The sequence below is a fragment of the Erythrobacter sp. NAP1 genome, assembly GCF_000152865.1.
Taxonomy (GTDB): Bacteria; Pseudomonadota; Alphaproteobacteria; order Sphingomonadales; family Sphingomonadaceae; genus Erythrobacter.
Window position 1 is genome coordinate 2704852 of record NZ_CH672390.1, and the last position, 22024, is coordinate 2726875.

25 protein-coding genes are annotated in these 22024 nt (G+C 61.6%); 18 read left to right on the top strand and 7 right to left on the bottom strand.

Going from position 1 to position 22024, the window contains the following annotated elements:
- Positions 1-114: 114 nt before the first annotated feature.
- Positions 115-1872, bottom strand: a complete 1758-nt coding sequence (ggt, locus tag NAP1_RS12950; RefSeq protein WP_007165765.1) for a gamma-glutamyltransferase — start codon at positions 1870-1872, stop codon at positions 115-117.
- Positions 1873-1884: 12 nt separating this feature from the next.
- Positions 1885-2952 (bottom strand): quinone-dependent dihydroorotate dehydrogenase, encoded by a 1068-nt coding sequence (locus tag NAP1_RS12955; protein WP_007165766.1) that lies wholly within the window; start codon positions 2950-2952, stop codon positions 1885-1887.
- Positions 2953-3253: 301 nt separating this feature from the next.
- Here NAP1_RS12955 and NAP1_RS12960 point away from each other — a divergent pair, with 301 nt between their 5' ends.
- From NAP1_RS12960 to NAP1_RS13030, 14 genes are all read left to right on the top strand, one after another.
- Positions 3254-4180, top strand: a complete 927-nt coding sequence (locus tag NAP1_RS12960; RefSeq protein WP_007165767.1) for a helix-turn-helix domain-containing protein — start codon at positions 3254-3256, stop codon at positions 4178-4180.
- Positions 4181-4211: 31 nt separating this feature from the next.
- Positions 4212-5090, top strand: a complete 879-nt coding sequence (locus NAP1_RS12965) for a helix-turn-helix domain-containing protein (RefSeq protein ID WP_007165768.1) — start codon at positions 4212-4214, stop codon at positions 5088-5090.
- A 186-nt stretch (positions 5091-5276) separates the two neighbouring features.
- Entirely contained in the window at positions 5277-6191 is a 915-nt protein-coding gene (locus NAP1_RS12970) for a helix-turn-helix domain-containing protein (protein WP_007165769.1), read from the top strand.
- A gap of 86 nt (positions 6192-6277) precedes the next feature.
- Positions 6278-6712 carry an SUF system Fe-S cluster assembly regulator gene (locus NAP1_RS12975; RefSeq protein ID WP_007165770.1) on the top strand — a complete coding sequence of 145 codons (435 nt, stop codon included), beginning with the start codon at positions 6278-6280 and terminating at the stop codon, positions 6710-6712.
- A complete protein-coding gene (gene sufB / locus NAP1_RS12980; protein WP_007165771.1) occupies positions 6709-8196 on the top strand; it encodes a Fe-S cluster assembly protein SufB in 1488 nt (495 codons plus the stop codon). The genes NAP1_RS12975 and sufB overlap by 4 nt, the downstream gene beginning before the upstream one ends.
- Positions 8193-9227 (top strand): GNAT family N-acetyltransferase, encoded by a 1035-nt coding sequence (locus NAP1_RS16690; RefSeq protein ID WP_007165772.1) that lies wholly within the window; start codon positions 8193-8195, stop codon positions 9225-9227. The genes sufB and NAP1_RS16690 overlap by 4 nt, the downstream gene beginning before the upstream one ends.
- Positions 9224-9778, top strand: a complete 555-nt coding sequence (locus NAP1_RS12995) for a hypothetical protein (protein WP_007165773.1) — start codon at positions 9224-9226, stop codon at positions 9776-9778. The genes NAP1_RS16690 and NAP1_RS12995 overlap by 4 nt, the downstream gene beginning before the upstream one ends.
- Positions 9762-10517: a Fe-S cluster assembly ATPase SufC gene (gene sufC / locus NAP1_RS13000; protein ID WP_007165774.1), complete on the top strand. Its 756-nt coding sequence runs from the start codon at positions 9762-9764 to the stop codon at positions 10515-10517. Before NAP1_RS12995 ends, sufC begins: the two co-directional genes overlap by 17 nt.
- Positions 10514-10819 (top strand): hypothetical protein, encoded by a 306-nt coding sequence (locus tag NAP1_RS13005; protein ID WP_007165775.1) that lies wholly within the window; start codon positions 10514-10516, stop codon positions 10817-10819. Before sufC ends, NAP1_RS13005 begins: the two co-directional genes overlap by 4 nt.
- On the top strand, positions 10816-11583 hold the full coding sequence (locus NAP1_RS13010; RefSeq protein ID WP_007165776.1) for a SufD family Fe-S cluster assembly protein: 768 nt from the start codon (positions 10816-10818) through the stop codon (positions 11581-11583). The genes NAP1_RS13005 and NAP1_RS13010 overlap by 4 nt, the downstream gene beginning before the upstream one ends.
- Entirely contained in the window at positions 11580-12806 is a 1227-nt protein-coding gene (locus NAP1_RS13015; RefSeq protein WP_007165777.1) for a cysteine desulfurase, read from the top strand. Before NAP1_RS13010 ends, NAP1_RS13015 begins: the two co-directional genes overlap by 4 nt.
- A 4-nt stretch (positions 12807-12810) precedes the next feature.
- The gene (locus tag NAP1_RS13020; protein ID WP_007165778.1) at positions 12811-13308 is read left to right on the top strand and encodes an SUF system Fe-S cluster assembly protein; all 498 of its coding nucleotides are present in this window, start codon (positions 12811-12813) and stop codon (positions 13306-13308) included.
- Positions 13308-13676 (top strand): iron-sulfur cluster assembly accessory protein, encoded by a 369-nt coding sequence (locus NAP1_RS13025; protein ID WP_007165779.1) that lies wholly within the window; start codon positions 13308-13310, stop codon positions 13674-13676. The genes NAP1_RS13020 and NAP1_RS13025 overlap by 1 nt, the downstream gene beginning before the upstream one ends.
- Positions 13676-14152 carry a hypothetical protein gene (locus NAP1_RS13030; RefSeq protein ID WP_007165780.1) on the top strand — a complete coding sequence of 159 codons (477 nt, stop codon included), beginning with the start codon at positions 13676-13678 and terminating at the stop codon, positions 14150-14152. The genes NAP1_RS13025 and NAP1_RS13030 overlap by 1 nt, the downstream gene beginning before the upstream one ends.
- Before the next feature lies 1 nt (position 14153).
- Here the strand turns inward: NAP1_RS13030 and NAP1_RS13035 are convergent, their stop codons facing one another.
- From NAP1_RS13035 to NAP1_RS13045, 3 genes are all read right to left on the bottom strand, one after another.
- Positions 14154-15098: a hypothetical protein gene (locus NAP1_RS13035; RefSeq protein ID WP_007165781.1), complete on the bottom strand. Its 945-nt coding sequence runs from the start codon at positions 15096-15098 to the stop codon at positions 14154-14156.
- Positions 15099-15182: 84 nt separating this feature from the next.
- Entirely contained in the window at positions 15183-15602 is a 420-nt protein-coding gene (locus NAP1_RS13040) for a hypothetical protein (protein WP_156777275.1), read from the bottom strand.
- Positions 15595-16314 carry an EI24 domain-containing protein gene (locus NAP1_RS13045; RefSeq protein WP_241761221.1) on the bottom strand — a complete coding sequence of 240 codons (720 nt, stop codon included), beginning with the start codon at positions 16312-16314 and terminating at the stop codon, positions 15595-15597. The genes NAP1_RS13040 and NAP1_RS13045 overlap by 8 nt, the downstream gene beginning before the upstream one ends.
- A 134-nt stretch (positions 16315-16448) precedes the next feature.
- On the opposite strand from NAP1_RS13045, the gene NAP1_RS13050 reads away from it, so the two are divergent.
- Positions 16449-17441 (top strand): adenosine kinase, encoded by a 993-nt coding sequence (locus tag NAP1_RS13050; RefSeq protein WP_040465048.1) that lies wholly within the window; start codon positions 16449-16451, stop codon positions 17439-17441.
- A gap of 225 nt (positions 17442-17666) precedes the next feature.
- On the opposite strand, the gene NAP1_RS13055 is transcribed toward NAP1_RS13050, so the two are convergent.
- Positions 17667-18026 carry a hypothetical protein gene (locus NAP1_RS13055; RefSeq protein WP_040465049.1) on the bottom strand — a complete coding sequence of 120 codons (360 nt, stop codon included), beginning with the start codon at positions 18024-18026 and terminating at the stop codon, positions 17667-17669.
- Positions 18027-18070: 44 nt separating this feature from the next.
- Positions 18071-19357, bottom strand: a complete 1287-nt coding sequence (gene purD, locus NAP1_RS13060) for a phosphoribosylamine--glycine ligase (RefSeq protein WP_007165786.1) — start codon at positions 19355-19357, stop codon at positions 18071-18073.
- On the opposite strand from purD, the gene xseA reads away from it, so the two are divergent.
- The 3 genes from xseA to NAP1_RS13075 are packed head-to-tail and all read left to right on the top strand — an operon-like array spanning position 19356 to position 22023.
- Entirely contained in the window at positions 19356-20840 is a 1485-nt protein-coding gene (gene xseA, locus NAP1_RS13065) for an exodeoxyribonuclease VII large subunit (protein WP_007165787.1), read from the top strand. The two genes, purD and xseA, sit on opposite strands and share 2 nt — an antisense overlap.
- 47 nt (positions 20841-20887) lie before the next feature.
- Entirely contained in the window at positions 20888-21091 is a 204-nt protein-coding gene (locus NAP1_RS13070; RefSeq protein WP_007165788.1) for a DUF2093 domain-containing protein, read from the top strand.
- An 11-nt stretch (positions 21092-21102) separates the two neighbouring features.
- A complete protein-coding gene (locus tag NAP1_RS13075) occupies positions 21103-22023 on the top strand; it encodes a M23 family metallopeptidase (RefSeq protein WP_007165789.1) in 921 nt (306 codons plus the stop codon).
- The last annotated feature ends 1 nt before the right edge of the window (position 22024 follow it).

The window sequence follows — 22024 nt, forward strand, 5'->3', positions numbered from 1 at the left end:
CCCCGCTGCGCCAGGCTATAGCCGCGCTGGAGGCGTTGCATTTTTAGTATTATTGTTAAGATAAACCCCCAAGCGCGTAGCGACAAGCGTTGCCGTCAGCTGGCGCCTTCCGGCTCAGGGCTGCTCAGCACCCCGATTGCCTTCTGACGCTGACAAGGGTTCGTAGCGCAAAAGGTCTGCAATCCTTGGGTCGCCAGCCGATTCCCACCCATTTTCGGTCCGAAGCAACGCGTTGGTCTTGCCTCGCGGTGAGATCACCCGGATTTCGCCGTGGCCCATGGCTGTAAGCTGATCCGCCACAGCTGCCGCGACGCTGCCTTCTTCGGTGATCGCGACCGATCCGAATGACATCAGCAAGGGAAGGGCAAGCGCTTCTTCAGCGCTCATGCCAAAGTCAATGACGCCAATGATCGAGCGCGCGACCTGTACTGGGATAGTCGGCCCGCCAGCAGCTCCGATCACGAGAACGATCTCTCCATCCGCATCGAAGACGATTGTAGGCGCCATCGAAGAACGCGGACGCTTGCTGCCTTCGACCCGGTTTGCCACCGGGACACCGTTGACATCAGGCGAAGAGCTGAAGTCGGTGAGCTCGTTGTTGAGATAGAATCCGCCCCAATGGAGGCCAGAGCCGAACGCTCCTTCGATGGTTGAGGTGTAGCTGACCGCATTGCCTTCACCATCGACCACGGAGAAGTGGGTGGTGCCGTTTTCTGGCGGTTCGTCACCGTCAGCGCGGGCCATCGGTGCACCGGGGGGCGTTCCTGGTTGTACCTCTGCAATCGCGGTGCTGCGATCAATCAGGGCACCGCGGCTGGCCATGTAATCGGGATTGACGAGACCATCGACTGGCACTTCAACAAAATCCGCGTCACCCAGATAAAGCTCGCGGTCAGCGTAAGCGATCCGCTGCGATTCCAGAAATAGGTGCCAGAATTCGGCGCTTTGCGGGCCAAGTGCCGAGAGATCAAATCCCTCAAGCTGGCCAAGCATCTGTGCAACCGCCACGCCGCCCGACGAGGGCGGGCCCATGCCGCACACCTTGTACGTTCGATAAGGGGCGCATACTGGATCGCGCATCTTGGCTGTATAAGCTCGCACATCGCTGGCGCTCATCTTGCCATCTTGCGGCGTTTCAGCAGCGACGTATTGCGCAAACTCGGCAGCGCTTTCGCGGTAGAAGACTTCGGGCCCGCCAGCCGCGATCCGTTCTAGTGTATCCGCAAGTTCAGGCACCTTTACCATCGCCCCAACAGGAAGCGGCTCGCCATCTTCACCGAAGAATATGGCCCGCGCGGCTTCGGTTTTGCCCGCACGCGATTGCTGGCCGCTAAGCGACTGGTGAAGTCGGCGGTTCATAACGAAGCCTTCGCGGGCAAGGGCGATTGCTGGCTCGAACAGCTCGGCCCATGCAAGGTTGCCGTGTTCCTTATGGGCGAGCGCTGCGAGGGCGATGTTGCCTGGAACCCCGACGCTTAGACCCGAGGTAACTCGGGTCTCACGCGGCAGGCGTTCGCCATCTGCGTCAAGAAAGCGAGTCCCCGTGGCCGTGGCCGGAGCTGTCTCGCGACCGTCGAAACTTTCGATGCCGTCAGAGCCGGCATGGATCATGAAGCCGCCGCCGCCAATTCCGGAACTTTGCGGTTCGACCACTGTCAGGGCCAGCATGACAGCGATGGCTGCATCGGCCGCAGAGCCGCCCTTCGCGAGGATCGCTTCGCCCGCTGCTGCGGCGCGCGGGTCCGCTGCGCTGACCGCGCCCGGCGTTGTGATTTGCGCGGCCGATGCCGGGCTTGCGACGGGAGCATCCATGTCCGCGCAGGCTGTGGCCAGAAGCGCGATCGGGGCGATTATCGAGAAGTGTTTGAGCATCGGGTGCGACTGCTATTCGCTTCCCACCGCCTCTGCAATGCTCGAAAATCCGTCGCGTTTCATGAGCCGCTCCAGTCCGCTCACGATCTGGCTGCCGAGACCGGGCCCTTCATAGACCATGGCCGAGTAAAGCTGGACAAGGCTCGCGCCCGCCCTGATGCGCTGCCACGCATGCTCGGCTGTCGCAATGCCGCCAACGCCGACAAGCGGCATCTCTCCGCCGGTTGCCTTGCGGAAATCGCGAACGCGTTCGAGCGCCATGGCGCGCAGCGGTTCACCCGAAAGCCCCCCGGTTTCGTTTGCATGCCGTGATCTAAGGTCAGGTCGCGAGATGGTAGTGTTCGACACAATGAGTGCGCCGAGCTTTTTGTCGATGGCTATGCGCGCAATCGCGTCGATATCATCGTACTCAAGATCCGGCGCGACCTTGAGGAAGATCGGGGGCACAGTTTCCGTCTCCGCTTGGCCACGCGCCTCGATCACGGCATCGATCAGGCCAGCCAATGCAGCTTCGTCCTGAAGCGCTCGAAGGCCCGGAGTGTTCGGGCTCGACACGTTGACCGCAAGATAGCTCGCATAAGGTGCCATGAGCCGGGCCATCTCAGCATAGTCTGCCGTGCGATCCTCGGAATCCTTGTTGGCGCCAATGTTGATTCCGACGACGCCTGGGCGGCCGCTGCGTGCTGCGAATCGCTTGAGAGCTTTTTGCGCGCCGGCGTTGTTGAAGCCCATCCGATTGATCACCGCTCGATCTTCGGCGAGTCGAAAGAGTCGAGGCTTGGGATTGCCAGCTTGAGGGCGCGGAGTGATCGACCCTGCTTCGGTGAAGCCAAAGCCAAGTCTCAAAAGAGCATCGGGCACTTCAGCGTCTTTGTCGAACCCAGCGGCGACCCCCACCGGGTTTGGAAAGTCCAATCCGGCAACTCGTACCGCCAGCGAATTGCTTCCAGAGTCTCCAGAAGAGATTGAAGCAAAAGGCATTTTTTTCAGCGAGTTAATCGCAAGGCGGTGGCCGGTCTCGGGGTCGAGCGCAAAGATGGCCGGACGAGCGAGCGCGAAGAGGCGAGAGGTGAGCGTCATGGTTCTGCGCGTAAGCTGATTTCATCCGATCTGTCGAGAGGAGCACGTCCGACCATTCTACCAAGCGGTAAGCTCAAGACTTTGTGATCGAACCGAAAATTTGCTCCATGATACCTTGTCGTTTGCATACAATTCTTAGGCCGAGTTCGCGTCTAGACACTGTTCTGCGACCCGAAGGGCTCGGAGCAGCAATGCAAAGAGTTCCTCAACTCAAATGGGCGGCCCAACCGTGGGCCGCCCTTTTTTTTGATGTTATAACAGCCAGAAAGACGCTACACGCCTCCATATCGGGGCGTTGTTGATGGAAAAATTCACAGACTCCATGAATGGAGACACAGAATTTGAGCCTGATGAGGTGAGCTATGAGCTCACATCTCAGTCGCTCATCCACGTCGATTACATCGCTCCGCCAGCGGCGATCAGCGACTACGTAACGACGCTTTATCACTTCCGCTGTGACGAGCCCAAGATCACCGATATCCAGCCTGCCTCGGTAGGCCATTTGTCGCTGTTCCCTTACGGCAAGGGTGAAATGCACTTTCGGGCAGGCCACAGCGACCCCAATCCCGAAGTGGCCGTGATGACACCGCTGTCGACCGCCAATCCAATCGTGGTCGATGGCCCGTTCCATGCCATTGGCGCAGCCCTCACGCCGCTTGGCTGGGCCGCGCTGACGGGCCTTCACGCGGGCGAGAATCGCGACCGGCTTCGCGATGCTGGCGAGATTCTTGGCGACCGTGCGACCAAGCTTGGTGCTGACTTGATCGCCGAGTATCGCGCGGGCACGAAAACCGGGCAGGAATGCGCGCTTGCGATTGGTGAGTTCATTGGCAGCTCGGTCAAACGCGTGAACTCGCGACACGCAGAGCTCATCAAGGTCGTCAACAATTGGCTTGGTTCATCTCTCAGCCCGGACCTTGGCGATCTGCTTGAAAAGGCGGCCTATTCGGAGCGCCAGGTTCAACGCCTGACAGAGCGATATTTTGGCCTCTCACCGCAAGCGCTGGCTCGCAAATATCGCGCGCTCAGAGCGGCGGCGCTGCTATCTTTCCCCACCCTGACCCCAGAATTCGAAGCCGAACTTGGCGAAGCGTTTTTCGATCAGTCGCACATGATCAGAGAGATCAACCGTTTCGTCGGCCGCACCCCTGCCAGACTCAAGAACCCGGACAACCCCTACCTGTCCGAAATGATCGCGCCGAAAAATCTGCGCGAGCTGGACTCATAAGGGGGCGCAGCAAAGCTGCCCAACACAAGGCATGCTCTTCGAAACCAAACATCCTGTCGAATTTGAGCTTATCGCCCCTCCGCCTGATCTTCGAGAACAGGTGAACATCTTCTACGCCATGCGTTCAGGCGCCGAGCGTATCGAGGACGTCATGCCGGCCTATTCGGGTCAGGTTTATGCTATTTTCGAAGGCACGTTCGAGCTGCATTTTGAGAGCGGTACGCAAAAAGCACCCGCCCCGGTCTTCCTCAATGCGCCCCTGTTGCAAGCGACCCGCTTGTCGGTTCTCGGGCCCTTCCGCTGCGTGGGCGCATCGCTGACACACCGCGGATGGGCTGAACTGGTTGGCGAGCCCGTTGACGCGGTTCATCACCGTATGATCCCACCACACGATGCTCTGAGCCACGAACTCGCTGATCGCTTGGTCGGCATTGGACAGGCAGATCCTGACGATCCTGCGCAGGCGACCGAAGCGCTCTCGCAGGTGATCCGTGAAGCAATCACGCCGATCAAGCCCGCTCATGCGACCTTCATAGACGAGACCATGTCTTGGCTCTCGAAAGAGTTCAATCCGCCTGTCGAGGCCCTGTTCGACGAGCTTGCAATATCGCGGCGACAGGCCCAACGGCTCAGCAATCGGTTCTTCGGTGTCCCGCCGAGGCAACTCCTCAAACGAGTAAGAGCAATGCGGGCAGCGACCTTGTTGTCGCAACCGGATTTGCCAGCCACGGTTCGAGACGAGATCTCGCTGGCTTATTTCGATCAGTCGCATCTGATCAACGACTTGCGTCGTTACACCGGGAGAACGCCGACTATTCTGGAGGAGGGGGACCTGGTCGTGCGGACATTCGATCCTGCCGCCCATGGACCGCCTGGAAAGTATGCACGCGACGCGCTTGAGAAGGAATAACAACCACTTAGGCTTTGAAAAGCGTCATGTCGCTGTATTACAAGGCGATATGGTCGAGCCAGCATATGTCCCTGCTGAAGAGCCGCGCAAACGCGGTTCTCCAGCGCCTGGCGCAGAGGCACTGGGGGCGGTGCGACCGAAGGGTCGCACTTGGTCGATCGTGCCGCCCCGCTTGCGAGACGATCAATGAACTCGGGCAAGGCGGCCGACGCAAGCAACAGGCACTTTCAACTCACCTATTTTGATCCGCCTGAAGGCCTGAAGCAGCACGTGCTCGCGCTGTTTCATTTCAAATGGGATGAACGGGAGATCGCCGACCGCCACCCCGGCGCTTTGGGGCAGCTGTTCTTCACGCCCTATGGGTCAGGCGAAATCGAGTTCGGCGATGTCGTTCAGAAGGTCGGTGGAAAGCCTTGCATGTTCAGCGGTTTCAAGACTGCTGCTCCGTTTCGCATGTCGGGGCCTTGGCACGCCATTGGCGCGTCGCTCTCCCCGCTCGGCTGGGCCGCCTTGTCGGGGGCCGACGCCAGCACGCACCTCGACCGCTTCATCCCGGCAGAGGAATTGCTCGGTGACGAAGTGACCGAGTTCCATGACGATCTGGTCGCGCGCTATCGTTCGGGCGAGACTGGCGGCCCGGAAGCGTGCGCCGAATTGGCCGGTTGGATCGCTCAGCGTTTGAAGTCAGTACCCAAGCCGCATGAAACCGTGATCAGGACAGTCCTCGCTTGGCTGGGTACTTCGCTCAATCCGGACATCGAAGCGCTCTATAACGAGCTTGCTTATTCCAGACGTCAGTCTGAACGATTGGTCGCAAAGTATTTCGGCCTTGCGCCCGCAGCCCTTGCCCGAAAGATGCGTGCAGTCCGCGCGGCTCACCTGCTTGCCCAGCCAGACCTGTCAGACGAAGCCGAAGCGGAGATCGCTTCCGCCTTCTACGACCAGCCGCACATGATCAACGAGATCAGACGATATTGTGGCTACACACCGTCGCGGCTGGGCGGTGAAGCGGAGCCACTGTTCCAGACGATGCTCAGAATGAAGAATCTCAACCGCCTGAGCCCTTTCATGGCGCTTGGCATAGAGAATCACACAGCTTGAAATCAGACCAAATTGTGCGTATTTGAAATCCGACTGATTCAGTCCGATTTAAGAATGACTCGCAACAAGCAGATTTTCCTGAGCCCATGCGCCTCTCAAACCTTGCCGATTATGCCGTCATTACGATGTGCCAGGCCGCTACGCATTGTGGCGATGGACGCGTGAGCGCTGCTGAACTGGCGAGTGAGACGGGGCTTCCTGTTCCAACCGTACAGCGATTGGTCTCAAAGCTGACTTCCGCCGGGCTGCTGCGCTCGGTTCGCGGGGCTGGTGGGGGCTTGCAGCTTGGGCGTCCCGCAGCGGCAATCACTGTCGCTGATATTGTCGAGGCGGTAGAAGGTCCGATCGCCTTGACCGCCTGCGTCGACCACAAGGAGTGCGAACACGAAGCGCGCTGTTCGATGAAGCCGCATTGGCCGATCATCAACGCGAAACTGCGCGGCGCCCTCGCCGAGGTCACTCTCGAACATCTGCGCCACTCCCCGGCGCCCACAACTTCCTACGAAAAGCACATGGCATGACCGAACAGATCGACACACAAGAGATGGACGCAGAGGCCAAGGCGGCTGCCGCTAATGCTGCAGAATACGAGCACGGCTGGTCCTCGGATATTGAGACCGAGTATGCGGAAAAAGGACTTTCCGAAGAGACCGTCCGCTTCATCTCGGCCAAAAAGGGCGAGCCGGAATGGATGCTCGACTGGCGTCTGAAGGCCTTTCGCCTTTGGCAAGAAATGAAGGAGCCCGACTGGGCCAAGGTCGGCTATCCGGCGATCGACTATCAGGACGCGTATTATTACGCCGCGCCCAAGAAGAAGCCGACGCTCAAATCGCTCGACGAACTCGATCCAGAGATTAAGGCGGTTTACGACAAGCTCGGGATCCCCGTGGCGGAGCAGGAAGTGCTCGCCGGGGTCGAAGGCGCGCGCAAAGTCGCGGTTGATGCCGTTTTCGACAGTGTGAGCGTCGCAACCACCTTTCGTGAGGAGCTCAAGAAGGCGGGCGTTATCTTCCTGTCGATTTCCGAAGCGATCAAGGAATATCCGGACCTTGTCAAAAAGTGGCTCGGCCGCGTCGTGCCTCAGCGCGACAACTACTTTGCTTGTTTGAACAGCGCAGTCTTTTCCGACGGTACCTTTGTCTATGTGCCCGAAGGCGTGCGCTGCCCGATGGAGCTCAGCACCTATTTCCGCATCAACGCCGAAAACACCGGACAATTCGAACGCACCCTGATCGTCGCTGAGAAGGGTTCATACGTCAGCTATCTCGAAGGCTGCACTGCGCCGATGCGCGATGAAAACCAGCTCCACGCTGCCGTCGTCGAACTGGTCGCGATGGAAGACGCCGAAATCAAATATTCGACTGTCCAGAACTGGTATCCGGGTAATTCCGAAGGCGTTGGCGGCATCTATAACTTCGTCACCAAGCGCGGGTTGTGCCAAGGCGACCGCTCCAAGATCAGCTGGACGCAGGTCGAGACCGGTTCCGCGGTGACGTGGAAGTATCCGTCCTGCGTGCTCAACGGCAAAGACAGCGTAGGCGAGTTCTATTCGGTCGCTGTCACTAACAATCATCAGCAGGCCGATACCGGCACCAAGATGATCCACAACGGCGCAGGCTCGCGCTCGACGATCATTTCCAAGGGTATTTCGGCGGGCAAATCGAACAACACCTATCGCGGATTGGTCCGCGTCGGCCCCAAAGCCGAAGGCGTGCGCAATTTCACCCAGTGCGACAGCCTGCTGCTTGGCAACGAATGCGGCGCGCACACCGTGCCCTATATCGAGGTCAAGAACCCCGGCGCCCAGATCGAGCACGAAGCGACCACTTCGAAGATCAGCGACGAGCAGCTGTTCTACGCGATGCAGCGCGGGCTGGACGAGGAAGATGCCGTGGCGCTGATCGTCAACGGCTTCGCCAAGGACGTGCTCAAAGAGTTGCCGATGGAGTTTGCCGTCGAAGCGCAGAAGCTTCTCGCCATTAGCCTCGAAGGGAGCGTGGGGTGAGCCTTCTTGAAGAAGCCATCGTAGTCAGGCCTGTCACAGAAGATGACGCGCCGGGGCTGACGGTAATCCTCAATGAGATTATCGCGCAGGGCGGGACAACCGCGCTTGAAGAGGCGTTCACCCCTGAGCATCTGGCCGAAGTTTATTTGACCGGCCCCGGCGTTCACAACTGCGTGGCTGCAGTCGACAGCGAAACGGGCGATCTGCTTGGCTTTCAAGCGCTGGTGCACAACGATGCACTTCCCGAAGGTGTTGCTGACATCGCCACCTTCGCCAAGGTTGGAGCAACGCAGCAAGGGATCGGCAAAACCCTGTTCGAAGCGACGCGAGCGAGCGCCGTCGAACTCGGTCTTGAGGCGATCAACGCGACAGTTCGTGCCGACAATACCGGCGGCCTAGAGTTTTATGCGAAGATGGGTTTTGAGGATCATGACGTGACCCCGGGCGTACCTCTTACAGACGGGACACCTGTCGACCGGGTGCACAAACGCCATTTGCTGACTGCGAAAAGCGATCAGGAAACCGCTCGTAAAACCCTGGGCCTCAAGGACACTTCGAGCACAGAGCCGTCGCTCAACAAGAAAGGTCGCGGCTGGAAAATTTCGGATAAGCGCCTCGACGAGTTGCACGATCGTGCGCGCGAGATGAAGCGCTTTGCGTCGCCTGCGCACAAGGCGCTCGCCAAGCGGTTCGCCGATGCCGACCTTGGTCGCTACACCTTTAAGCGCTTTGCCGTAGTCGGCAGCGCGATTGTCGACTTCAATTGCCACAATCTTGGAATGGCGATCATGATCGACGAAGACGATCAGGATGAAACGCTGGCCAAGCGCCGCGACAAGAGCCTCGAAGCGGTCGGCATCCGTGTCATGCGAATCAAGGCAAGCGATATTCTCGAAAACATGGACGCCGTCCTTCAGCGGATCACCGCCGGAATGCGCATTCGCATTGATGACAAGCGTCAAGCGCGGCGTGAACACCGCGCGTCCTCCACACCCAGCAGGTATCAATCACGGGACACAGCCGAACAATGACCAGCTTATCTCTCATTATCGCTCCCCTGGTCGCGCTTCAGGGCGTGGGCCAGGCGCCCGTTGCCATCGAGAACGATGCGCCCGAGACGTGGACGCTCGAATATCCGCGCCTGATTCAGCCTTTCGTAGCCGACTACCGGCGCTGTTTATCCGTGCAGTTGCGCAAGGTTCGCGGGCAGGCCGACTTTGAATCGCAGCATCGCTCGGACCTTCCTCGCTGCGCAGAGGTTCTCGACGCCTCGGTCGAGGGTGCAAGCTCGGTCCTCAGCCGTCGCGGGGAGAACGCCGAATACACCGCAGCTGATGTGCGCGAGATCTTCGAGCATATCGGGAGGATCCACATCGCGCGCGGCGCAGACCTCGATAACCAATTCACATTCGTGCAGCGCTCACAGGCCGCAGCCCAGGAGCAGTACGAAGCCGAACGACCCAAAGGCCTCGTGCTCGAATTGCGCGACGCATCGGTCGTCAAGGCGCGCACAGACGAGACTGCGGACGCTGCACAGGCCGCTTATGAAGAACGGGAGGCACGCAGTGCTGACAATCAATAATCTCCACGCCGAAGTAGACGGCAAGGCGATCCTCAAGGGTCTGAACCTCGAAGTTCAGGCCGGTGAGGTCCACGCCATCATGGGCCCCAATGGCGCCGGTAAATCGACGCTCGCGCATGTGCTGGGCGGCAAGCCGGGCTACGACGTGACCGCCGGATCGGTGACGTTTCGCGGCGCCCAGCTGTTCGACCTGGACCCTCATGAGCGTGCGGCGACGGGCTTGTTTTTGGGCTTTCAATACCCGGTCGAGATTCCCGGCGTCTCCAACGTGCAATTCCTGCGCGAGGCGCTCAACGCCCAGCGCAAGTATCGCGGCGAAGAACCGCTCTCCGGCGGCGAGTTCCTGAAGCTCGCCAAGGAAAAGGCGGGCTTGCTCAAGATGGACATGGAAATGCTCAAGCGGCAGGTCAATGTCGGTTTCTCGGGCGGCGAAAAGAAGCGCGCCGAGATGGTCCAGATGGGCATTCTCGACCCTGCTTTTGCCGTTCTCGACGAAACCGATAGCGGCCTCGACATCGACGCGCTTCGTGTCGTTGGCGAGGGTATCAATTCGATCATGCGTGCTCCCGACAAGGGCGTGCTGCTCATCACGCACTATCAGCGTCTGCTCGACGTGGTGAAGCCTGACCGCGTGTCGGTGCTTGCCGATGGCCGCATCGTTGAAACCGGGGGTCCCGAGCTTGCGCTTCGCCTCGAAAGTGAAGGCTACGACGCGATCATGGCAGAGATGTCCGCGTGATCCTGACCTCGCTCCTCCTTGCCATTCAGGCCGCGCCGGCTGAGACCGTGCCCGAGATTGTTGTGCTGGGGAACCTGCGCAGCGTTCAGGCGAGCGTGGGCCAGGACCGCGAAGGCAACTGGCATTGCTCGCTCAGCAAGTCGACCGGGCGTCCGCGCCTCGACGACCGCTTTTGCCGAGCAGTGACCCAATGCGTGCGCGAAGGGGCGAGCGACCAGCAGGCTGTGAGCAGCTGTATTCGAGAAACACGCGCACGATTGATGCGCAGAGTTGAACGCGCGATGGAGCGCAATGCCTCATGAGTGACACCGCAACCCTCCCCACCCGCCGGGACGAAGCATGGCGCTATGCCGATGCCGATTACCTCGCCAAGGCGAAACCCGAGGCGATCAACCACTGGCGCACGCTCGAAGTGCCCGCTGGCGAGACGCGCCGCGAATGCACGGTGCACGGCGCTGGCCCGCAATCGCCGGGCATGGTCGACCGCCTGCGCGTGCATGTCGGCAGGGGCGGACGCTTCGAAGCGTTCAAGGTAATCACCGGCGGCAAGTATGCGCGCGTCGAGCTCGACGTGACCCTTGAAGAAGGCGCGCATTTTGAATTTGGCGGCGTAACAATCGGCGGCAGCGACAAGGTCCAGGAATTCGTGACGCTCACCCGCCATGATCATCCCAACGCGACCTCGAACCAGACTGTTCGAGCGGTGCATTGGGGGCAGAGCACGGGTAGTTTCTTGGGTGAGATCAAGGTTGCTCGCCACGCGCAGAAAACCGACGCCGCGCAGGATTTCAAGGGCTTGCTCCTCGAAGCGGGCGCGAGCGCGAATGCCGTCCCGCAGCTTGAGATTTTCGCTGACGATGTGAAGTGCGCGCATGGTGCAACTGTTGGCCAGCTCGACGAGGCGGCGCGCTATTACATGGCAGCACGCGGACTCTCGCCCGACGCTGCTAAGCGCCTGCTTGTTCAGGCCTTCATCGGCGATGCCTTTGTCGCGCTTGAAGACGAGGCGACGCGTGAGCGCATGCTCGAAGACGCGCTCAAAGCGCTCGAGGAAGCATCGCTGTGAACGCTCCGACCGCCTTGACCCGCGATCTGCGCGGTGACTTCCCGGGTCTTGTGACCCGCGATGGCGAGCCCTGGCACTATCTCGATACTGCCGCGACTTCGCAAAAGCCGCGCGCAGTGATCAATGCGATGGCGCGCGCCATGGGCGAGGATTATGCGACCGTTCACCGCGGGGTTTATTCGCGCTCGGCCGACATGACGCTTGCCTACGAAGCGGCCCGTCGGCGGATTGCCGAATTGATCGGCGGCGCGGAGAACGAGATCGTATTCACCCGAGGCGCGACCGAAGCGATCAATCTCGTCGCGAACAGCTGGGGCAGGGCGAACCTCAAGGCAGGCGACCGGATTCTGCTCTCGCAGCTTGAGCATCACTCCAACATAGTGCCGTGGCAGATGGTGGCCGAAGCGACTGGTGCGAAAATCGACGTCGTCCCTCTGACCGACGATCACCAGATCGATCTCGACGCCGCCGAGGCGATGATCAGCGGAGAGCACAAGCTCGTCGCATTGGCGCATGTTTCGAACGTGTTGGGTAGCGTGCTCGACGCAAAACGTGCAGCAGACATGGCGCACAAGGTCGGTGCAAAGATCCTTCTCGACGGCTGTCAGGCGGTGCCGCATATGCCGGTCAACGTCGCCGCGCTCGATTGCGACTTCTATGTTTTTTCGGCCCACAAGCTTTACGGTCCCACTGGGATCGGAGCCCTTTGGGCGCGGGGCGAATTGCTCGAAGCCATGCCCCCATGGGAAGGTGGCGGGTCCATGATCGACCGCGTGACCTTCGAAAAGACCACTTACGATGCACCGCCACAGCGATTCGAAGCTGGCACACCCGCCATCACCGAAGCGATAGCTTTCGCAGCCGCCGCCGATTATGTCAGCGAAGTCGGACTTGCGAAGATGCACGAGGACGAATCGAAGCTCGTCACGAGGCTGCGCCGCGAGCTTACCGCGATGAACGATGTGACGGTGTTCGGCCCTGACAACAGTGCCGGCATCGTCAGCTTTGCCATCGACGGCATTCACCCGCACGATTTGGGCACTATCCTCGACGAGGCAAACGTCGCCATTCGCGCAGGCCACCATTGCGCACAGCCACTGATGGATTATCTCGGCGTTCCCGCGACCGCGCGCGCCAGCTTCGGGCTCTATTCGACCGAGGCCGATGTCGATGCGCTGCTTGAGGGGATCGCCCGCACGCGCCGGATTTTTGGAAAGGACTAGGCTGATGGACAAGCCTCAGGACGAGAAAGACTATGTTGCCGCTCCCGCGCCCAACGACGTGGTGGTCGAGAAGCCGCCGCGCGCGCGTGTTGAGGATGCGATCGACGAGGACGATGCGCCCGCTCCCAAGCGCGAGCGCGACTATCTTGAAGGGTTTCTCCATCAAAAGCCCGCCGAGGGTCCGGTCGGCGGGGCAGGCAGCGATTTGCAGCAGGCCGTTATCGACGCGCTCAAGGAGATCTACGACCCGGAAATCCCGGTCAACATCTACGACCTGGGCCTGATTTATGGCGTCGAGGTCGACGACGAAGCCGATGCGACGATCACGATGACGCTCACCACGCCGCATTGCCCGGTTGCCGAAACCATGCCGGGCGAGGTTGAACTGCGCGCTGCTTCGGTTCCCGGCATCCGCGATGCCGAGGTCGAGCTTGTCTGGGATCCGCCGTGGTCGCCTGAGAAAATGAGCGACGAAGCGCGCCTAGAACTTGGGATGCTCTGATGGCCGACACCAAGACAAGAGCCAATGAACGCCAGCGCCCCGCCGCCGTCATCCTCACCAAGGGCGCTGAAGCCCGCATCGCCGAACTTATGAGCAAGGCCCCCGATGACGCGATCGGCGTGAAGCTGTCGACGCCGCGCCGGGGTTGCTCAGGGCTCGCTTATTCGGTCGACTTCGTCACCGAAGAGGCCAAGTTCGACGAGAAGATCGAAACGCCTGGCGGCACGTTCTACATCGACGGTGCGAGCGTTCTCTATCTCGTCGGTTCGACCATGGACTGGGTCGAGGACGATTTCACCGCAGGCTTCGTGTTCGACAACCCCAACGCCAAGGGCGCTTGCGGGTGCGGCGAAAGCTTCATGGTCTGATGGCGACAACGGTCGAGCTTTCCACCGAGCTTGATTGTACGTTGCAAGAGACGTGGGATTGGGTGCGAAAGCCCGCCCTCCTCGATCATATCGCGCATCCCCTGATTCGGTTCGAGTACGAGGACGGTTTCGACCGCTCAGCGCCCTGGCCCGAGGGTGAACACCGCGTTCAGATCTATGCCTTCGGAAAGGCTCCAATTGGCTGGCAGGTGATCGTTATCGAGTATGCCGACGCCCCGGCAGGCAGCTTCATGTTACGCGACAACGGGTACAGCCCGATGATCAAGCGCTGGGACCACTGGATCATCCTCAAGCCTGGAAGCTCGCCGCAAGCCACGCACTATACGGACCGCGTCCATATTGAGGCAGGTCTGCTGACGCCCGGCGTCGCCGCCTATGCCAAGCGATTTTACGCGCACCGGCAGAAGCGCTGGCGCGCGCTGGCGAGCAGCGATTTTGCGGCGTTGAAAGCCTAGCTTACTCGCCTTCGTCGATGATGCGGGCGATCAGGCGGCGTTCGAGCTCGTCGATCTCGCCGTCACTCTCGATCATCTTATCGAGCCATTCCTGCTCGTGATCGGTGATTTCCTCGCCAGCAATCGCCTGTTCGGTGAAGCTCGGCCCAGCATCGCGCTTGCCGAAGACCTTGCCGAAGTGATTGGCAACTTGCGGCGCTTCGCGCGCCATGCGTCCGATGAAGCGCCCGACATTAGCCTTGTTGTCGGCAACGAACTCCTGAAGTTCCTTCGCGCGGTCATGCTCAAGCTGCGCGTTCTGCAGAGCAAAGCCCTTGAGGTAGTTGCTTACCCCGTCGAGGAAGAGCTCGTCCCATTCCGGAGCGTTTGCTTCGGCAAGCGTCTCGTCCTTCAGGCGGAAGAGCATTTCGGCTTCGAACCGGCTGACGGCCGCGGGACCGTGACCGCCGCTTGCAAAGACTACGCGGCGAAGGATATTCGCTTCAGCTGCGGTGATATGCGTGTCTGACAGTTCGCCGCCGCAGCGTGTAGGGCCGGTGCCGCTAAGGACTTCGCGCTCGACTTGCTCGATCACGTAGTTCTTGAGGCTATCCGGAGTGTTTTCGGCGCGCTCGATAATGCGAACGATGGTTTCGAGTTCGACGAGGCTTTCGACCACGCCGTCATGATCGACCTGGCCGATGAGCCACCCGGCTTCCTCGACGCTGCATTGAAGGCGCGGCTGAGTGCCATTCAACACGAATTCGCCGATCGCTTCGACGAAGAAGTCGCTCCACTGTTCGTCGCGCACATCGAGCACGTTGTTGATCGCGAACAGCGCCTCGGCCTCTTCGCGGGTTATGATCCCGTCGCCCCAGCCTTCGCGGCGCAGCGCCAGAACTTCGTCAGCCGTTACCTGTCCATCGGTAGCAACGCGCCGTGCAAGATCGGTGAATTGGGTCGTCATTGGCCGTCTGGTCCCTGTTATTGAACCATCGGCATCGCAGAATGTGCTTAAGACCGGGTTACCAAGCACGCCGCCCGCAGATGATCATCCCCCGGACGCAGCGCTTTCGACATCGGCAATGCAGCGGTCATTGTCGGTCTCTCCACCGCCTTGTCTGAGCCGCGTGGCGACATGGGTCGCAACCGGCGCATTGCCTGCGCCAACGGGGTACAGGTAGATGTCGAGCACGCAGCTTTCAGAGGCGAATTGCAGCTTGCGTGCATCGCCTTCGGCCATGTCGATCCGTGCGGCTCCGAAGCGGCTTACAAGGAAGGGGGCAGACTGGCCAAGGATGCTGTCAGCGCCGGGGCCAGACCTCGCTGTGGGTGCGCGATAGGCAGGTGCCGAGCTTGGCTGCGCTGTTGCTTGAGGGTTGCTGGTGCGGATGTAGTTGCCGCTCGCCGCACCCCCGGCGCACGCACTCGTGGCCATCGCGAGCAATGCCAGCAGACCGATTCTACGCATCTCTTTGTCCATGCAGGTGCAGAGCTTTCTCATCACGCAGCGACAATGCCGATTGGGTCAGATGGGTTCCTGCCGCAGCACCGATCACGGGTGCGAGCAGATTTGCGAACGGGATCAGCATTATCACCGCAACCGCCGCCCCCAGCAAGGCGCGCTTTTGCCAAGACACTGGGTTCTCCGCAGGTTCACTCCCGCAGTGGCGAAGCCAGGCCATATCGGTGAGTTCCCGGCCCAAAAGCCACGCATTGACCACAAGGAACACCGCAGCCGAGCCGATGCCGGTCACAACCAGCGCTACCGCCACCGGCAAGGCGAGCAAATTGAGCGCGACCGTCCTGCCGATTCCCTTCACCGAATTGGCGAGATCGCGCCGGAAGGGCAGCTTGCGGGCCATTCGCGCAGCCTCGGGATAGTGCCGGGCTTCCACCGCGACCACGATCTCGTCGGCGAAGAACTGCAGCACAGCCAGAGCAACAAGGCGGAACAGGAACCAGAAGGACAGCCCCGCAACCAGCACCGCCGCGGCAGCGCCGACGAACCCTCCGCCCTCTAATCCGTAAGCTGCAAAGACCTCGACGAGCCCCCAATATAGCAGCGCACCGAAGAGGATGAACACGCCCACCGTGATCGCGACTGACTTGAGCAGCACCTTGAGCACCGGCCCATGGGTCAACTGGCTCACCGCCAGACCAAGCGCTTTGAACACTGACATCATCGCACGCCGCGATGCGATGGGTTGGGGCGCCTGTCAAACATCGAAGCCAAACCTCTTGGCCTTCCGCGCGCTTGCGGCTAGGCGCTGCGGCAACCTTCCATCAGACCAGATACCACAAGGACGCCTTCTTCGTGACCGACACCCGCTACGACGTCATCGCCATCGGCAACGCAGTTGTCGACGTCATCGCCTCTTGCGAAGAGGGACTGATCGACGAGCTTTCGCTTAACCGGGGCGGCATGACCCTGATCGACGAAGCGCGCGCCGACGAGCTCTACGATGCCATGCCCCCAGCGCGCGAGCTTTCGGGCGGATCGGCGGCCAACACGCTGGCGGGCCTCTCGACCCTCGGCCTGCAATGCGCCTTCATCGGGCAGGTCGCCGATGACCAGCTTGGCAAGGTCTTCCGCCACGACATGCGCGCAACCGGCATCGACTTCGACACGCCCGCGCGCGACGGCGAACCCGCAACAGGCCGCGTGCTCATCTTCGTCACGCCTGATGGCGAGCGCACGATGAACACCTTCCTTGGCGCAGGCCAGTTCTTGCCCGCCGAAGCGCTTGACGAAGACCTGATCGCAAGCGCCGGAATCCTCTATCTCGAAGGCTATCTTTGGGACCCCGAAGAGCCCCGCCGCGCCATGCGCCGCGCGATCGAGGTTGCGCGCGAAGCAGGCCGCAAGGTCGCCTTCACCGCGTCCGAGAGCTTCGTGATCGAGCGTCACGGCGACGACTTCCGCGCGATGATCGACGACGGGCTGATCGACATTCTGTTCGTCAACGAGAGCGAGCTTGCGACGCTGACGGGAGAGGACGACTTCGAAACCGGCTTTAACGCCGTCGCGCCCAAGGTTCCCGTTCTCGTCGCCACGCGCAGCGCGAAGGGCGCGGTCGCCAGCGCTCACGGTGAGCGCGCGGTGACTGCCGCTGCTCCGGTCGCCAAGGTCGTCGACACGACCGGTGCAGGCGATCAGTTCGCCGCTGGCTTCCTCTCGGGCTACGCGAAGGGCGAGGGACTTGAAGTGTGCCTCAAGCGCGGCGCGATTGCCGCGGCTGAGGTGATCGCCCATTACGGTCCGCGTCCCGAAGCCGACATGAAGGCGCTGATGGCCGAGAGGCTGTAAGGGTCTTAGGCAACCCTCGCCTTTTCAGCGATTTAGGCGAGAAGTGGACCGCATGTTACACGGTCCAGGGGCAAAACCCGCTTTCTGTCAGCTTAGGTGCGAAAAGTGTCACCCTTTGCGTGGAAGCGTGACCTTACGCGCCGCTTGACCGAACCTGACGATGTGAAAGAGCCGCCGACATATTGGCAGCGCGCGAACGAGTAGGAAAACCCAATCTGCGCAGTCTCAAGGCATGGGCACGTAATCGGCGCGACGCAGCGTGATCATGTAGTCCGCGACCTCGTCGACCCTCTCGCGTGTCAGGTCGAAATCCATATCCTCGGGGTAATTATGCGCATCCCTGAGCCAGGCCCTGATCGTCGCCTTGGTGACGCCGGGGCGATTGGCCACCGCTTCGAAACTTGGCGCGCGCATATTGGGTGACAGGAACGGCGGCTCAACCGCATGGCAACCTCCGCAGGCCGCTTCGACGAAGGCGGGCGGAGGCGGCGCTTCGGTCGCTACTCTTGGGGTATAGGCCGACTGGCAGGCGGCAAGCGCCATGAGTGCGGCGACGGGGGCGAGCGGGGCGATGTGTTTTGTCATGCCCGCATAATGGCTCACCGGCGCGCACCTGTCGTTGACCCAGATCAATTTTGCGGCGTGTCGCCCTTTTCCCGCGCCACTTCCTTCCAACCGATATCGCTCCGGTAGAATCCGCTGGCGAAGTCGACTTTGGCTACTGCATCGTAAGCGGCCTTTTGCGCTTCGGTGACGCTGGCTCCGGTGGCAGTTACGTTCAGCACGCGGCCTCCATTGGCGACCAGCGAGCCATCCTTGATCGCCGTGCCTGCGTGAAAAACCTTCGCGCCGTTCGCTTCGGCATCACCCAGCGCGATTGCGCCGCCCTTTTGCGGCGTGCCGGGATATCCTTTCGCCGCCATCACCACAGTGAGCGCGGTTTCCTGCGCGAATGCCGCGCCCGCTCCCTCAAGCTCGCCTTTCGCGCAGGCGAGCATCATCGCGGCAAGGTCGCCTTGATATCGCATCATCAGCACCTGGCATTCAGGATCACCGAAGCGGCAATTGTACTCGATCAGCTGCGGCCCGGTCGCGGTCAGCATCAGGCCAGCATAAAGCACCCCCGAATAGGGCATCCCCTCTGAGCGCATCGTGTCGACGGTGGGCCGGATGATCTCGTCCATCACGCGCTGTTGAAGCGCCTCCGTCAGCACGGGCGCGGGCGAATAGGCGCCCATGCCGCCGGTATTCGCGCCCTTGTCCCCTTCGCCAACCTGCTTGTGGTCCTGCGCCGTGCCGAGGGGTATCACGTGCGTGCCGTCGGTGATGGCGAAGAAGCTCGCCTCTTCGCCCTCGAGGAACTCCTCGATCACAACTTGCGCACCTGCCGACCCGAACTGCCCGCCGAACATGTCGGATAGCGTCGCCTCGGCGTGTTCGCGTGTCGGTGAGATCACGACGCCCTTGCCCGCTGCAAGCCCGTCGGCCTTGAGCACAAAGGGCGCGCTGAATCCGTCTAGCGCCGCAACCGCCTCATCGCGCGAATGGGTGCGGACATAGCCTCCGGTAGGGATCTCGGCGCGGGCGCAAAGATCCTTGGTGAAGCCCTTAGAGCCTTCCAGCTGGGCAGCGGCCTTGGACGGGCCGAAGGCGGGGATATCGGCGGCGGCCAGGCTGTCAGCGAGGCCGTCGACCAGCGGCGCTTCCGGCCCGATCACGACCAATGCGATTTCGTGCGAGCGGCAGAAACTCACCACCGCGCCATGGTCGCTCGCGTCGAGCGAAACGCACTCGGCTTCCTCGGCGATGCCGGGATTTCCGGGGGCGGCGAAGAGCTTCCCTAGAGACGGGGATTGCGCCAGCTTCCACGCTAACGCATGTTCGCGACCTCCCGATCCCAACAGCAGGACATTCATGGCGCGCACTCCCTCATCCTCATCGCAAGACACCGGGCTGGTAGCGCGCAGCCGGGCGGGCGACAACGCCGAGCCGCTCTCGATCACCGAGATTTCGCAGGCGTTGAAGCGCACGGTCGAGGAACGCTTTGGCTATGTGCGACTTCGCGGGGAGCTGTCGGGGGTGAAACGCGCCGCGTCCGGGCACATGTATCTTGCACTCAAGGACGACAAGGCGGTGCTCGACGGGGTGATGTGGCGCGGCAATGCTGGGCGGCTGGCATTCGTCCCCGAAGACGGCATCGAAGTGATCGCGACGGGCAAGCTGACGACCTATCCGGGGCGCTCGAAGTATCAGATCGTCATCGACAGTCTCGAGATTGCGGGCGAGGGCGCTTTGCTGGCCCTGCTCGAGAAAACGAGGCTGAGGCTGGAAGCAGAAGGCCTGTTCGCGCGCGAGCGCAAGCGCCGCCTGCCGTTCCTGCCGCGCACGATCGGTGTGGTCACATCGCCAACCGGATCGGTTATCCGCGATATCCTCCACCGCCTCGCGGATCGCTTTCCGAGCCATGTGATCGTGTGGCCGGTTCTCGTTCAAGGGCAGGGTGCGGCGGAGCAAGTTGCAGACGCTATCCGAGGGTTTTCAGAGCTTTCGCAGGATGATGCTGTGCGGCGGCCCGATGTAGTGATTGTCGCGCGCGGTGGTGGGTCGATCGAGGACCTTTGGAGCTTCAACGAGGAAATCGTGGTTCGCGCCATTGCGGAGTGTACCATTCCGGTTATCTCAGCCGTCGGGCATGAGACCGATACGACGCTTGCCGATTACGCCGCCGACCGCCGAGCGCCGACGCCCACTGCGGCTGCAGAAATGGCCGTGCCAGTGCGCGCCGACTTGCAGGCGACGCTCGCCGATTTCGCCGCTCGCCAGCGGCGCGCGGTGCACCGTCCCGTCGAACTGGGGCGAGAGCGGCTCGAGGCGCGCACCCGGCGGATGCCTCGGATTGAGGTGCTGCTGCAACCACAGGCACAACGGCTCGACGATCTTGCCGAGCGGCTGCGGCGCGGGCTCACCGACCGGGCGGCGCATGGGCGCCAGCAACTGGCCGGAACCGCATCACGGCTCGCCCCGCGCCTTCTCGAAGGAGCGCTTTCGGGTAGGAGGGAGCGGCTTGATCGCACGAGGCTGTCGCCCCAGCTGGTTGAACGCCCGATTCTCACCGCGCAAGAGCGACTGAAGGCGCTCGCCCGGCTGGCGAGCCAGCTTCACCCCAAAAAGCCCCTCGAACGCGGCTATGCCATCGTGCGCAGCGAGACGGGCGAAGTTGTTACGTCGAGCGCCGAGGCTGCAAAGCGGGCTGTTCTCATCCTTGAATTCAGCGATGGCAAACTCGATGTCGGTGTTGGCGACACGCCGCCACCGCCGCCTGCCAGGCCTGCGCCAGCGCCAGCGAAGAAGCGCCGCGCCCCGGCGCCAAACCCGAAACAGGATGACCTGTTCGGTTAAGATTGACCGGCTGACAGCCCCCCACCCCCCATGCTAAGGCAAGCCCCATGTTGATGTCCTCCAGCGAAAAAGCCGCCAAGCTCTATTACGGCGCCTCCAGTTTCCGCGTGTTGCGCCCTGGCCAGCATGTGATCTGTGCCGTTTCTGCCGAAGTCATCCCGCTCGAAGAACTGCGCTACTGGAGCGCCGAGCATCAGGAGGCCTACGCCTCGGCTGAAATCGCAACCCGCCGCCTGCTTGGCGAGGGGTGAGCGAGCCTTCCATGATCCGAGCAGCACTGGCGCCTACAGTCCTGGGACTTTCGGCGCTCGTCAGCTGTGCCGGGACAGAGCCGAGCGCGCCAGCGGACGCAGCTCTTGCGAGCGAGCCCGAAAGCGTCGCCGACGCCGAGTCTGCTGCGAGTGACGCGGCACCGGTGGAGCCCGTAGAGGCGAAGTTCGACTTTTCCGGCGAGCTGACCCAAGGCGGCTTCATCCGCGGGACCGTCCCCGCAGGAACTGCCAGCGCCTCGCTAGGCGAACAGGTGCTCGACATCGCGCCCGACGGCAGCTTCTTTGCTGCCTTCGACCGCGACAGCGCGGACAGCCTGCCGCTTACCGCGACGCTTGAAAGCGGGCGGATCCTCCGCGAGGACCTTTCGGTTTCGCCGCGCGAATGGCAGATTCAGCGCGTCAACGTCGCCAAGCGCCCCAGCGGGTCGAGCGAAGCCTGGTGGAAACGCCGCGAGCCTGAATGGAATGCCATTCAGGACGCGCGCGCGAAGGAAACCGGGGCGACCGGCTGGACCCAAGACTTTATCTGGCCGGTAAAGGGCCGCATTTCCGGGCTTTTCGGCCGTCAGCGCATCTATCGCGGCGAGCCGGGCAGCTATCATTCGGGTATCGACATCGCGCCGGGTAACGGCGTCCCGTTCGTCGCTCCCGCCGATGGCGTCGTGGTGCTCGCGCGCACGGGATTCAGCCTTGAAGGCTCGCTTATCATCATCGATCACGGCGCAGGGCTGAACAGCGCGTTCCTCCACGCCTCGCGCATTGTTGTCGAGGAAGGGCAGGCGGTGAAGCAGGGCGATCACATCGGCAATGTCGGCGCATCGGGGAGAGCGACCGGGCCGCACCTGCACTGGGGTCTGAAATGGAACGCCGCGCGGCTCGATCCGCTGCTGTTCACGGGCCCGATGGACTAGC